Source organism: Sphingomonas sp. AC449 (assembly GCF_979253475.1).
In genome coordinates this window covers 20,340-34,371 of the sequence record NZ_CEEDCZ010000010.1, presented here as the reverse complement: position 1 = coordinate 34,371, position 14,032 = coordinate 20,340, and the positions used below count along the sequence as shown (strand labels likewise).

8 protein-coding genes are annotated in these 14,032 nt (G+C 66.2%); 6 read left to right on the top strand and 2 right to left on the bottom strand.

Annotated elements, in window-relative coordinates; translation table 11 throughout:
• Positions 1 to 573: 573 nt before the first annotated feature.
• The gene (locus AC0CH3_RS14810; protein WP_082446269.1) at positions 574 to 1,365 is read right to left on the bottom strand and encodes an energy transducer TonB; all 792 of its coding nucleotides are present in this window, start codon (positions 1,363 to 1,365) and stop codon (positions 574 to 576) included.
• A gap of 166 nt (positions 1,366 to 1,531) precedes the next feature.
• Here AC0CH3_RS14810 and AC0CH3_RS14805 point away from each other — a divergent pair, with 166 nt between their 5' ends.
• Positions 1,532 to 2,686: an endo-1,4-beta-xylanase gene (locus tag AC0CH3_RS14805; protein WP_443024788.1), complete on the top strand. Its 1,155-nt coding sequence runs from the start codon at positions 1,532 to 1,534 to the stop codon at positions 2,684 to 2,686.
• A gap of 101 nt (positions 2,687 to 2,787) precedes the next feature.
• On the opposite strand, the gene AC0CH3_RS14800 is transcribed toward AC0CH3_RS14805, so the two are convergent.
• A complete protein-coding gene (locus AC0CH3_RS14800) occupies positions 2,788 to 6,054 on the bottom strand; it encodes a TonB-dependent receptor (protein WP_235532444.1) in 3,267 nt (1,088 codons plus the stop codon).
• Positions 6,055 to 6,354: 300 nt separating this feature from the next.
• On the opposite strand from AC0CH3_RS14800, the gene AC0CH3_RS14795 reads away from it, so the two are divergent.
• From AC0CH3_RS14795 to AC0CH3_RS14775, 5 genes are read left to right on the top strand one after another with little or no spacing between them, the layout of a single operon-like run.
• On the top strand, positions 6,355 to 7,875 hold the full coding sequence (locus AC0CH3_RS14795; RefSeq protein ID WP_465238024.1) for a tryptophan halogenase family protein: 1,521 nt from the start codon (positions 6,355 to 6,357) through the stop codon (positions 7,873 to 7,875).
• Complete coding sequence (locus AC0CH3_RS14790) at positions 7,872 to 9,275, top strand: tryptophan 7-halogenase (protein ID WP_082446267.1); 1,404 nt, start codon at positions 7,872 to 7,874, stop codon at positions 9,273 to 9,275. The genes AC0CH3_RS14795 and AC0CH3_RS14790 overlap by 4 nt, the downstream gene beginning before the upstream one ends.
• Entirely contained in the window at positions 9,272 to 10,789 is a 1,518-nt protein-coding gene (locus AC0CH3_RS14785; protein WP_354304347.1) for a tryptophan halogenase family protein, read from the top strand. The genes AC0CH3_RS14790 and AC0CH3_RS14785 overlap by 4 nt, the downstream gene beginning before the upstream one ends.
• Complete coding sequence (locus tag AC0CH3_RS14780) at positions 10,786 to 12,288, top strand: tryptophan halogenase family protein (protein WP_354304349.1); 1,503 nt, start codon at positions 10,786 to 10,788, stop codon at positions 12,286 to 12,288. The genes AC0CH3_RS14785 and AC0CH3_RS14780 overlap by 4 nt, the downstream gene beginning before the upstream one ends.
• On the top strand, positions 12,288 to 14,030 hold the full coding sequence (locus tag AC0CH3_RS14775) for a glycoside hydrolase family 9 protein (RefSeq protein WP_056024975.1): 1,743 nt from the start codon (positions 12,288 to 12,290) through the stop codon (positions 14,028 to 14,030). The genes AC0CH3_RS14780 and AC0CH3_RS14775 overlap by 1 nt, the downstream gene beginning before the upstream one ends.
• The last annotated feature ends 2 nt before the right edge of the window (positions 14,031 to 14,032 follow it).

Here is a 14,032-nt window from a genome sequence, read left to right as displayed (position 1 = left end):
CGACATTCCGGACGGAACGTACGTCGAGCTTGTTGCCAGTCTGTGCGGCACGCGCATGCGGGTGACGCAATCCGCCCATTTCAGATCTGTGAGCGCGCCGGCGATGCGGGCAGACGGGCGCCCGAAAGCGGACAGGCAGCCTTCCACCACATGCGGGCGGAAGAGGCCGCTTCCCTATCACCTGAACAAACGGCGGCTTAGCGTGATTGCCCGCCCGTAAGCGGCCGTTCCGCTTTCCACCACTTTTGCCATTCAGCTGCAAGCAAAGGCAGTCCGCAATATTAGGGTGCGGCTTAACGCGGCATAAACCACGGCCAGCGATTTGTGCGGAAACCGTGCGGCGGCGTTCGGCTCCAAGCACGCGCACTTTCGGGGAGCGGTTATGGGAACCCAACGACCTAATCGGAACTTTGGGTGTAAATCCAAGGGGTGGTGGCGGTGCTGTCAGTCTAACGCGAACTGCTCTCCACAAGATGCGCTCGGGTCTGCGGGTGCGGCAGCCTAGCTCGTGAGGATCTGCCGTTCGGCCAGTGCGGCTGAGCGGCGATCTCCGCAAGTGTATGAACGTGCGAATTAACGCCGTTGGCTTGGCCACCCGCCCAACGACCAGATCAGCAACCGCGTCTCGAGCGAGCGCATCGGCTTGCCGTCCTTACCGATCGCCGGCTGGTATTTGCCACGCTTGATGATCTGCTTGCAGGCGGAACTGTCCAGAACCGGATTGCCGCTCGAACGCACGATCGTGCAACCGTCCACCCTGCCCTTCGTGTCGATGCTCCAGCGGACGGTGGTGTCGCCATCCTGCCGGTTGTGCGCAGCCTGGAGTGGGAAGACGAACCATTTCGTGACATCGCCGATTGGCTTGGCCGTCACCGCCATCTGCGACAGGTCGACACCCCATGATCTGATCTGATCGGTTTCGCAGGTCACGAGCGCGCGCAGCGCCTTATCCGCGCGGTCGAGGGGGAACGTCATCGCGCCCTGACCCAGTTCTTCGATCGTCAGCCCGACCTGCGATCCCAACCCGACGATTTGCGCATGTGGCGCCATGAACCGCAACACCCGCTTACGACCCCCGGGAATCCTGAGGCTGACGCCCATGCTTATTATCGTTGTAGCGGGGTCGGGACGCATGATAACGCCACCACCCCTGAGCGCTTCGTCCGGACTGTCGGCAGACAATATAATGACCTCGGTCTGGAAATCGCCCGGAGCCTGCCTGAACCCAAGGGTGACTTTGGTCCCGTTCGATTCATACGGCCGCGTCAGCAGACAGAGGTCCTGCTGGTAGTCCATTGTCCATTTGCCGACCGGGCTATAGCTTACCGTCGAGACGGCAGCCGCCACCGCAAATGCCACAATCATCCCGTTGCCCCCTGACCACTTGCGTACGTCGAAAGAGTAATGCCGTTTCAGGCCCGTTAACAATGGCCTGCACGTCGTAGGTCTGCATGGTACGCTGCCGCGTCCGGATTGACCTCATCCCAAGAAATCGCCAGCGTTAGCGCTATCATAAAAGAGAGGATGCCTTGTGGATATTACACGTCGCAGCGGGCTGTCGATGCTTGCAGGTCTTGCCGTATTAGTGGGGGCACGGGGCAGCGCTGCAAGCGAGCCCGAGGTCGCACCGAGGAGCCTGAAGCAGCTCGCTGCGGCGAAGGGCATGCGGATGGGATCGAGTTTCGCCTGGGGCGCTCAGGGTGCCGATCGCGGCTCGTTTGCGAACCCGGCCTACGCCGCGCTGCTGATGCGCGACTGTAGTCTGCTGGTCGCCGAGAACGAGATGAAGTGGCAGGCGCTGCGTCCGAGTGCGACCCAGTTCGACTTTGCGCGGTTCGATGCGATGATGGCGTGGGCGGACGCCAACGCGCTACCGGTCCGCGGGCACAATCTGTTGTGGCATCAGCCGAAATGGATGCCGCGCTGGGAAGAAACACACGACTTTGGTGCGACCCCCGCGCGTGCAGCCGAACGCCTCCTGGTCGATCATGTCAGCACCGTGTGTGGCCGCTACGGCAGCCGGATCAGGAGCTACGACGTCGTCAACGAGGCGGTCGATCCCAAGGATGCGAGCTTGTACCAGACCGCGCTGTCGCGGGCGATGGGTAGCCCGGAGGCAACGCTCGACCTCGCCTTTCGCACCGCGCGCCGCGCCGCGCCGCAGGCACAACTGGTCTATAACGACTATATGAGCTGGGAGCCCGGCAACGCCACGCACCGCGCAGGGGTTCTCAAGCTGCTCGAAGGGTTCAAGACGCGGGGCGTGCCGGTCGATGCGCTAGGCGTGCAGTCGCACCTGGTCACACAAGGGATCGATGCGCGTGCGACGATCGCGGAGCTGGAGGGCGAGTGGCGCCGCTTCCTCGATGAGGTGACCGCGATGGGCTATGGATTGGTGATTACCGAGCTCGACGTACGCGACAATTCGCTTCCCGCCGACGTTGCAGTTCGCGACCGAGCGGTGGCGGATTTTACGCGCGGCTACCTCGACGTGATGCTCGCCTATCCGCAGCTTCGCGACGTGCTGCTGTGGGGAATGACCGATCGCTATAGCTGGATTGAAGGGTTCGAGCCGCGCAAGGACAAGCCACGCCGCCGCCCCTGCCCCTATGACGCCGCGTTCAAGCCCAAACCCATGTACACGGCGATCGCCGCCGCGCTTGCCGCCGCCCCACACCGCGCCTGACACGATAACAAAAAATGGGCGCCGCGGTTAACGCGCGGCGCCCAGGGGGAGAACGGGAGGCTGATCGGGAGGGTCGGCCGAACCGACCAACCCTGTCGCGCTTATCTGAACGACGCGCGAATGGAGAAGGTGAAGCGGCGATCCGCGATGAACCAGTTGCGCGGCCGCGTCAGCAGATCATCGTTGATTACGTACGATGTTCGCGTAATCGAGTTGGTCAGGTTGACGCCCTGGAACCCCATCTTGATTGCCGGTGTCACTGCATAGAAGATCGATGCGTCAAGCTGCCCGTATTTTTCCGCGTACACCGGGGCGTTCGGAGCGATCACGTCGCGGATCGTCAGGAGATTCCTCGACCGCCAATTATAGGCGGCACGGACTTCCACACCGTTGCGCTGATAGAAGGGCGCGATATTAAATTGATATTTCGACAAACCTTGAAGCGGCAGTCCGCTGGTGTCGACGTTAGAGATAATCCCAGCCGCGACGTTGGGATCGTTCTCGTCGAGGTTTTCTTGCGAGACTCCCGACGACTTCACATAGGTGAAGTTCGCGGCGAGGCCGAAACCGCTCAGCACCCCGGGTAGAAAGTCGAAGGTCTGCTGATATCCGACCTCGAAGCCCTTTACACGACCGGTCTCGGTCGAATTCAGCGGGGTGGTGATGATCCCATCGAAGGTCGCGCCGTTGTTGGTGAAGCTCTGCCGCTGCAGGCTGTTGGTCTGTACGCCGTACAGATCCTTCTTGAAGAGCGACAGCGTGAGCTGGCCGACATTCGAAAAATACCATTCCGCAGTCAGGTCGTAATTGTCGGCGCGGACCGGCTTCAGATATGGGTTGCCGACCTGAAAATTCGCGATGGGCGAACCGTTGAATGCGATGGTCTGATCGCTTGTGTTCAGGCTGATATTATAAAACGACCGCGTCAGCCCGAAATCAGGCGGTGCGACGCTCTTGGTGAAGGCCGCGCGAAACTGCAAACCGCCGCCCATCGCCAGCTTCACATTGAAGCTCGGCAGGAAGTAATCATAGGTCAGCCGCGCGTCATTCGGGGCCAGCGATCCGTTCTGGAATGCAACGGCGGAGTCGCGCACCGCCTGGGGCAACGAGCAGAACCGCGACGGGACACCTCCATTGGCGACCTCTTCCGGCGTCAACGCCGGGCAATTAAACGCCTGCTGCGGGAACGCGAAGAACCCTGAGGAGACACGTCGCGTCTTGGTGTAGCGCACGCCAAGATTACCGCTCAGGTTCCACCCATTGGACAGATCGTTCCCGAACCGCGCCATCGCGTAGACTGCATTATTGCGCTCGCTGACCGGGTTGATCTCGCCCGGCAGAAACGGGGTTCCGGCAATGACGCCGGCACGGCCGGCCAATGGGACCCAACCCTCGGCACCCGAAAGGTTGCTCGTGAAGGTGCGCCATTCCTGCGCGATCTGGCTGATCGCCTGAGTCGCGGTGTCGTAATTCTGGAGGAATGATCCCGGTACGAACACGCGCCCACCGTTCGACGCATCGTTCGCCTGGCCGCGGAAGAAATTGTCGTACAGAAACGCCTGCTGCGGTCCGAGATTACCCTCGTTACGCGTGACGGGATTGCCATCGATCGGGCGATCGAACCAGACAGGGCCACCTGGTCCGGTCGGAGCGGCCGCATTGGTTTGATTATTGCCGCCACCCCAGATCTCGCTGAGCACGCCCCAATTGTAGCCGGTTGAACGGGCTTCGTTTTGCCGGTCGGCGAAGCGATAGCCGACGCGAACCGAGGTCAGCCAGCTGTCTTCAGGGAAGGAATAATCAAGGTCGATGCGCGCTGCATCCTCGTTGCCCTTGCTGTCTTCAATATGGTCCATCGCCGATCGATAGAAGTTGTTGTACGCGTCGAGGTAGCTCGGGTGCGCCGCGTTCTGGTAGTTGTTCGGCGTATTCGTAACGGGCACGAAGTTCACATAGGCGGGGTTGGTACCGTCGAGCCGAATGTCGGCATTCTGATAGGACGTGCCCCATACGGTCAGATCGGTGACCTTCACCTGCGACCAGACATGCTGATAATCGAGATTGATGCCAAGCCGGTTGGTCGCCTGCCACTTCAGATTGAAGCTCGCATCGTTCGTGCGGAATCGCGAATTATTGCCGCGTGAAATATTGTTGCTTTGAAGACCGTTGGTCGGCGTGCGCTGGTCACCGCCGTTTGCCGGGTCCTGGTCCGCACGATAGCCGTTCGGTCCGGTGATCAAGCCGCTCGTGAAGGCGTTGTCGTCATCATAAGTGAAGCTGGTGCCGGGAAAGGGCTGGGAATCGCCCGCGGTCAGCACGTTGTCGGTCGCGACCTCGATCGAATTCTCCGTCCATGCCTCGCGCGAGTCGGTCCGCAGGAATTGCGCGGTCGCGGTCATCGACTTGTCAGGGCTGCGCCACTGGCCGGCGGCCGAATAGCCATAGCGCGTTCGGTTGAATTCCTGGCTGCGGATCGCCGCGCCGCGGGGCACGTAGACGGTGCGGCCGGTGTTGACCACGCCGGTGGTCGCATCGACCGGCTGCAACAGCGAGCCGTCGGCGCCGATCACACGCTCGCCCCAGTTCGAGATCTGCACGCTGTCGGCGCGGCTGCGGACCTGTGAACGCACGAAGCTGGCAAGAATGCCGAAGTCGCCAATGCCAGTTTCCCAGCGATTGCTGCCGAGAACCGAGACGGTCGGCGCCGACTTCTTGACGAAATCGCCGTAATTGTTCTCGAGCGTCCCGCCCAACACCAGTCCGGTGGAATCGAACGGCAGGCGCGTGCGCAGGTTGACCGAGCCGCCGATGCCGCCTTCGATCATGTCGGCGGACGGGCTCTTGAACACGTCGACGCCGCCAAGCAGTTCGGCGGGCACGTCGGCGAAGGACAAGCCGCGGCCGTTGTTCGCGCTGAACGAATCGCGGCCGTTGATCTCGGATCGCGTGTAGCTGAGGCCGCGGACGGTGACGCCCGAACCTTCGGTCGCGAAGTGATCGGGATCGGCGCCGGCCGAGAAGCGGCTGATCGACACGCCAGGCACGCGCTGCAGCGCTTCGGTGACCGAACGGTCGGGCAGCGCACCGATATCTTCGGACGAGATCGAATCACCCACGACTTCGGAATTGCGCTTGATCGCCTGCGCACTCTGCAGGCTCTGGCGGATGCCGGTGACGACGATGTCCTGATCGGCGGCTTCGTCCTGGGGCGTCGCGGTCGCCTGCTCGGCCTGCGTCACTTCGGCGCCGCCGGAGGGCACCTGCCCGTTCGCGGATGGCTGCGCCGCGCCCATTTGCGGCGCCCCGGCCACCGTTCCCGCAGCACGTTCAGAAGGTGCGGTACGCTTTGCAGCGTTCGGCGTCGGCATCGCCTGGTCAGCTGTAGCACCGGCCTGCTGGGCCAAAGCGCCATTCGGCGCAGTGGCCAGGCACAGCGCCAGCAGTGAAGCACCACCTTTCAGGAGGGTTCCCCGACGCGCGACGCGTGTGATCTCGAACTTGGCCATTGCTCCCGACATCCCCTCTTTTTGTTAGCGCTATCATTAACTGGCGCTGTTTTTCTACAATGTTTGGTAGCGATAGGAGGAAGTAAGGCCTAGAGCGAATCTTACATTTTTTTAATGTTTTGCTAGGCTTGTTGTATGAATGCAACATATCGGGAGGCGGGATTGAGCGGACGTGCAAGGCTACGCATCGTCATCGTTGGTGGCGGTACCGCAGGCTGGATGACTGCGGCTACGCTCGGCCTTACGACCGGTGCGAGCGCAGCGGGACGCCTGGCCGATATCACGCTGGTCGAGTCCGAGGAGATCGGGACGGTTGGTGTCGGCGAGGCCACGGTCCCTCACATTCGGTTTTTCAATCAAAGATTGGGTATCGACGAAGCCGATTTCGTCCGGCGTACCAAGGCGACGTTCAAGCTGGGCATCGAGTTCTGCGATTGGGGTCGGATCGGCGACAGTTACATCCATCCGTTCGGCGATTTCGGCCATGACGTCGACGGGCTGCCGTTCCATCAGCATTGGCTCCACGCGAACCGGGGCAAGCCGGATGAGACGCCGGGACTCGCCGCGTGCTCGCTCCCGATCGTTGCCGCACGAGCCGGGCGGTTCACGCCGCCGCTCGACGATCCGCGATCGGTCGGGTCGACCTATTCCTATGCGTATCAGTTCGATGCCGGGCTCTATGCCGCGTATCTGCGCGACTATGCCGAAACCCGTGGCGTCACGCGGATCGAGGGTCGCGTCGAGGACGTCGAACGGGGCCCGAGCGGTATCGCGGCGCTTCGCCTGGCGGACGGACAGCGGATCGAGGGCGATCTGTTCGTCGACTGTTCGGGGTTCCGCGCCCTGCTCATCGAAGGCGCCCTGAAGGCGGGACACGAGGATTGGGCGCACTGGCTCCCCTGCGACGCGGCATGGGCGGTCCCGACGGCGAACACCGGCCCCCTCGTTCCCTATACCCGCGCCACCGCGCGCGACGCCGGCTGGCAATGGCGGATCCCGCTGCAGCATCGCACCGGGAACGGTCATGTCTTCTCGACCCGCTTCACCGATCCGGAACGCGCACGCGCGGTACTGCTCGACAATCTCGAGGGCGAGGCGCTGGCCGAGCCGCGGATGCTGCGATTCCGCACCGGGCGTCGGAACCGCCAGTGGATCGACAATTGCGTAGCGATCGGCCTCTCGGCGGGGTTCCTCGAGCCGCTTGAATCGACCAGCATCCACCTGATCCAGCTGGCCATCGGCAAGCTGATCGAGCTGTTCCCGAACGACGCCGTGCTCGACCCCGCGGATGCCGCGGAATTCAACCGCGCGATGGCGCTGGAATATGACCGCGTCCGCGACTTCCTGGTTCTTCATTATTGCGCGACCGAGCGTGACGACACGCCGTTCTGGCGCCACATGCGGACGATGGACCTGCCCCCCTCGCTGGCCGGCAAGATCGCCGCCTTTCGCGATCGCGGCATCGTCGAACAATATCGTGAGGGCATGTTCCTGCCCGCAAGCTGGCTCGCGGTCTATTATGGCCAGCGAATCATGCCCGAACGCATCCACCCCCTCGTCGCCGCACTGCCCGCCGCGGACTCGCGCGCGCGTGTCGCGGCCGTCGCCGACGCCTGCCGCCGCACCGCCGAGGGGATGCCGACGCATGCGGACTATCTTGCAGGGATCGGGGCTGCCGCGTGACGGCTACGGTGGCTGTGCTGGGCGCGAACCTGTGCGGCTGGATCGCCGCGGCGGCGCTGGCGCGGCGCTTGCCACGCGAGTCCTACCGCGTGGTGGTGATCGACGACGGCACCGGCGACGATGGCCTGGGCGATTTCGCGCCGGTGATCGCGGTGCCGCCCGCGCTCGCGGGCTTCCACGCCGAGCTCGGTCTCGACGCGGCGACGTTGGTCCGGACGACGGGCGGCGGCCATGCGCTGGGCGTCGCGTTCGGCGGCTGGCGGGCCGACGGCGCGGCGGCGTTCCTGTCCTATGGCGAGACCGGTGCGCCGCTCGAAGGCATCGCGTTTCACCAGCTCGTCGGACGGCTGCGCGCGGCGGGGCACCCGGTCCGGCTGGCCGATCATGCGCTGTCCGCGGTCGCCGCGCAGGCGGGCCGGTTCGCACCCGGGGCGCCGATCGCGCATGCGCTGCATCTGCCCGTCGCGCCCTATGAAGCGCTGCTCCGCGAGGCGGCGCTGCGGGCGGGGGCCGAACGCGCGTCCGCGGAGTTCGTCGATGCCGAGATCGCAGCGAACGGCATCGTCGAGAGGCTGACACTGGCGGACGGTACCGGCATCGAACCCTGGCTCGTCCTCGACTGTTCGGGAACCGACGCGCGCATCGCCAGCCGTACCAGCCCCGCGTCCGAGGACTGGTCCGGCTGGTTGCCCTGCGACCGCACGCATGCCGAGACGGTGCCCGCGCAGGGCGCCCCCCCGCCCTATACGCAGGTAGACGCGCAGGACGCGGGGTGGACCGCGACCTGGCCGTTCGACGGCGCGGATGTGCGACTGACGTGCAGCGTTGGCGGAACCGGCAAGCCGTTCCGCGCGGCGCGCCGCATCGAGCCATGGCGGGGCAATTGCGTCGCGCTGGGCGCCGCCGCGGGCCTGCTCGAACCGCTGCACCCGACCGCACTGACGCTGCTGCTGCGGTCGCTTGCGCAGCTGATCCAGCTCTGGCCCGACGGACCGCAGGCACCCGTCGAAGCCGCCGCCTTCAACCGCACCGCAGCCGCGGCGTTACACGGCGCGCGCGACTTCCTGATCGCGCACTATGCCGTGGCCGGTCGCGCCGGCGCGCTGTGGGACGACCGCCGCGCGGCATCGCTACCCGGACCACTGGCCGCGAAATACGATCTGTTCGCGGCGCGCGGGCGGTTGCCGATGTATGACGACGAAGTGTTCGAGGAGGAGGATTGGGCGGTGATGTTCGACGCGATGGGCCTGATGCCGCGCCGTTACGATGCGCGCGCGGACATAGTGCCGCTGGCGACGATCGAGCGGCATCTGGCCGAGCAGCGTGCGCGGATGATCGCGCAGGTCCGCGCGCTTCCCCCTTATGCGCAGGCGATGGCCGCGTTGCGGGCGCGCGCATGACGATCGGCGCCCCCGTCCGCCGCATCGTCATCGTCGGCGGCGGTACGGCCGGCTGGATGGCGGCGGCCGCGCTCGCCCGGCTGATCCCGACCGGGGCGAGCATCACCCTGATCGAGTCCGACGCGATCGGCACCGTCGGCGTCGGTGAAGCGACGATCCCGCCGATCCGCGGCTTCAACGCGATGCTGGGAATCGACGAAGCCGAATTCCTCGCCGCGACCGCGGGGAGCTTCAAGCTCGGGATCGAGTTCGTCGACTGGGGTGCGCCTGGCGAGCGCTATCTGCACCCCTTTGGCGGGTTCGGTTTCGACATCGAGGGTGTGCGCTTCCACCAATATTGGCGTCGCCGCCGCGCCGCCGGGGTCGTCGAGGATATCGAGGCCTATTCACTGTGCGCGGTCGCCGCGCGCGCGGGACGGTTCATGCCCCCCTCGCCCGACCCGGCGTCGGTGCTGTCGCAGATGGCGCACGCCTATCATTTCGACGCGGGCCTCTATGCACGCTTCCTGCGCGGCCGCGCCGAGCGCGACGGTGTCGTGCGCGTCGAAGGCGACGTCGTCGATGTCGCGCTCGACGGCGAGACCGGCCATGTCCGCCACGTCATGCTGGCCGGCGACCGCGTCATCGAAGGGGACCTGTTCCTCGACTGTTCGGGGTTCCGCGGCCTGCTGATCGAGCAGACGCTGGGCGCGGGCTATGAGGACTGGACGCACTGGCTGCCGTGCGACCGGGCCGTTGCGATGCCGACCGCGAACGCCGGCGCGGCGATCACCCCCTATACCCGCTCGACCGCGCGCGAGGCCGGCTGGCAATGGCGCATCCCGCTGCAGCACCGCACCGGCAACGGCTATGTCTATAGCAGCGCGCATTGTTCGGACGACGAGGCCGCAGCGACGCTACGCGCCGGGGTCGACGGCACCCCGCTCGCCGAACCACGCCTGCTGCGCTTCACCGCGGGACGGCGGCGGAAGCAGTGGATCGGCAACGTCGTCGCGCTAGGCCTTGCCTCCGGTTTTACCGAACCGCTCGAATCGACCAGCATCCACATGGTCCAGACCGGCATCTCGAAACTGCTCGCTTTGTTTCCCGACCAGGGCTTCTCGCCGGTCGAGATCGACACCTATAATCGGCTGGCAGCGACGCAGTTCGACCAGGTCCGCGACTTCCTCATCCTCCATTACCATGCGACCCGCCGCGAGGATTCGCCGTTCTGGCGCGAGATGCGTGCGCGGCCGATCCCCGACAGCCTGAGCGAGAAGATCGCCTTGTGGCGTCGCCGCGGACGGCTGTTCCGCTGGGAGGATGATCTGTTCGCCGAGGCGAGCTGGGTCGCGGTGCTGCTGGGCCAGGGCATCGTTCCCGAGGGCTGGGACCGGCTCGCCGATGCGGTCGACGCGCGTGACGTCGATGCGCGGTTCAACCGGTTGCGCGCGATGTTCGCCGACGCCGCATCGCGAATGCCGCGGCACGAGGAGTATATCGCGCGAACCTGCCCGACGCGGGTGCGCGCATGACGGCCGCGCTCGGATCGGTCGTGATCGTCGGCGGCGGCACCGCGGGCTGGATGGCCGCGGTCGCGCTCGGCCGACTGCTGGGCCCGGCCGGGACGCGCGTGACGCTCGTGGAATCGGACGAGATCGCCACGGTCGGCGTCGGCGAGGCCACGATCCCGCCAATCCGAACCTTTCACGCGATGCTCGGGATCGACGAGGACGCCTTCCTCCGCGCGACCGGCGGCAGCTACAAGCTCGGGATCCGCTTCGAGGGCTGGACGCGCCCGGGTGAATCCTATGTCCATCCGTTCGGCCAAATCGGGACCGATATCGCCGGCGTGCCGTTCGCCGCGCAGTGGCTGCGCGCGCGCCAGGCGGGTGCCGCCGAAGCGCTCGGCGCCTATTCGCTCGAAGCCCGCGCCGCCGAAGCCGGCCGCTTCTCGCGCCCGATCGCGAACGGCGATTCACCGCTGTCGCGGATCGGCTATGCCTATCATTTCGACGCAGGCCGCTACGCCGCGTTCCTGCGCGCGCAGGCCGAGGCGCACGGCGTCGTCCGACGCGAGGGCCGGGTCGACCGCGTCGAGCGTGGCCCCGCCGCAATCGCCGCGGTCCATCTCGCCGACGGCAGTCGTATCGAGGGCGACCTGTTCCTCGACTGCACGGGGTTTCGCGCGCTGCTGATCGAGGGCGCGCTGCAGGCGGGCTGGACCGACTGGTCGCTGTGGCTGCCGTGCGATCGTGCGGTCGCGGTCCCTTCGGCCGCCGACGCCGCGCCGCTCGCACTCACGCGCGCGATCGCCGAACCCGCCGGCTGGCGCTGGCGTATCCCGCTGCAGCATCGCACCGGCAACGGGCATGTCTTTTCCAGCCGCCACTGCAGCGACGACGAGGCGACCGCGACGCTGCTCGCAGGGCTGCAGGGTGAGGCATTGGCCGACCCGCGCGTGATCCGCTTCGCCACCGGGCATCGGACCCGGTTCTGGACCGGCAACTGCATCGCGCTCGGCCTGGCGGCGGGGTTCATGGAGCCACTCGAATCGACCAGCATCCATCTGGTGCAGAGCGGGCTTCAGCATCTGTTGCGGATGCTTCCGACGGGCGGTCCCCCTGCCCCGGCGATCGTCGACCGGTACAACCGCACGATGACCGGCGAGTTCGTCCGGATCCGCGACTTCCTCGTCGCGCATTATCACCTCAATGCCCGTACCGAACCCTTCTGGCGCGAGCGCGCGGCGGCGCCGATCCCGGATGGCCTCGCCGAAAAGCTCGCGCTGTTCCGCGCCGGCGGACGCATCTTCCGCGAAGCGGACGAGCTGTTCAACGAGGTCAGCTGGCTCGCGCTGCTGACCGGACAGGACGCACCCGTGACCGGCCATGACCCAATCTGCGACGCGCTGCCGATCGCCATCGCGGCAAAGCGTCTCGCTCAGATAGAACGCGTCGTCGCCACCTCGCTGACGCACATGCCCCCCCATGCCGACGCGCTGGCACGGTTGGGTCAGGACAGGACAATCTGATGCCCATTGCCCTTGTCCTTGCCGCGGCCGTCATCAACCTCAACCAGCTCGGCTTCCGTCCGGAAGACCCCAAGCTTGCGATCGTCGCCGATGCGGCGACGTCGCCGCTCGAATGGGTCGTGGTCGACGACGCCGGCAAGACCGTGCTGACGGGGCGCACCACAGTCGGCGGCGACGACGCGGCGTCAGGCGATCATGTCCATGTCTCGCGCTTCACCGCGCTCACCCGCCCGGGCAACTACCGGCTGCGCGTCGACGGGACCGAAAGCGGCCGCTTCCGCGTCGGCCGCGACGTCTACGCCCCGCTTGCGCTGAACGCGCTCAACTTCTTCTACCAGCAGCGCGCCGGCACGCCGATCGACGCGCGCTGGGCCGGTGCCCGCTGGGCGCGCGCGGCCGGACACCCGCGCGAGGTAGCCGCCTGTTTTTCGGGAGCGGACGAGAAGGGCAATGTCTGGTCCCGCTGTCCCTATACGCTCAATGTCACCGGCGGCTGGTACGACGCGGGCGACCACGGCAAATATGTCGTTAACGGCGGCATCGCGGTGTGGACGCTGCAGAATCTCTACGAAACCGGGCTTGCGCGTCGCGTGTTCGCCGACGGTCAGGCGCGGCTGCCGGAAGCCGGCAACCACCGCGACGACCTGCTCGACGAAGCGCGGTGGGAGATCGAGTGGATGCTGCGGATGCAGGTCCCCACGGGCACCCGCGTCGCGCTTCCCGTCGGGCCGCACGATCGCTCGGGCAGGCTTGCACTTACACCAGTCGATGCGGGCGGCATGGCGCACTACAAGGTTGCCGACGCGCGCTGGACGACATTGCCGACCGCACCGGCCGACGACAAGGAACCGCGGCGCCTCTACCCGCCCTCGACCGCGGCGACGCTGAACCTGGCCGCGGTTGCAGCGCAGGCCGCGCGGCTTTGGCGGCCGATCGATCCCGCCTTCGCCGCGCGGTGCCTGGCCACAGCGCGCGCCGCCTGGACCGCGGCTGAGCGCAATCCCGCGATCTTCGCGGCGCAGGGCTTCACCGGCAGCGGCGGCTATGGCGACGAGACGCTCGACGACGAACGCGCCTGGGCTGCAGCCGAGCTGTTCGCGACGACCGGCGATGCAGCCTACCGCGCCGCGCTGCCGACCGGCGCGATGGGCGAACCCGGCTGGGCCAGCGTCGCGCCGCTCGGCATGATCACGCTCGCGACCGCAAGCGGCGTTCCCGCGACGATCCGCGCCGGTGCGCGTGCAGCGATCGTCGCCGCCGCCGACGGCTTCCTCGCCGAAACCGCGCGCACCGGCTACCGCATCCCCTACGCCTCGCAAACTTATAATTGGGGCTCAAATTCCAGCATCCTCAACCGCGCGATGCTGCTTGGCCTCGCACAGCGCTTCACCGGCGATGCGCGCTACCGCGCCGGCGTCGTCGATGCGGCCGATTATATCCTCGGCCGCAATCCGCTGGGCCAATCCTATGTCTCGGGGACCGGCTGGAAGCCGCTGACCAACCCGCATCACCGCTTCTGGGCGCATCAGCTGTCGGCATCCTCGCCACCGCCGCCGCCGGGGGTGGTGTCGGGCGGCCCCAACAGCAGCGCGATGGTCGATCCGGTCGCCATGACACTGAAGGGCCGGTGCGCGCCGCAACGCTGCTGGGCGGACGACATCAACGCCTATGCGCTGAACGAGGTGGCGATCAACTGGAACGCGCCGCTCGTCTGGGTCGCCGCCTATCTCGACAGCGACTGACG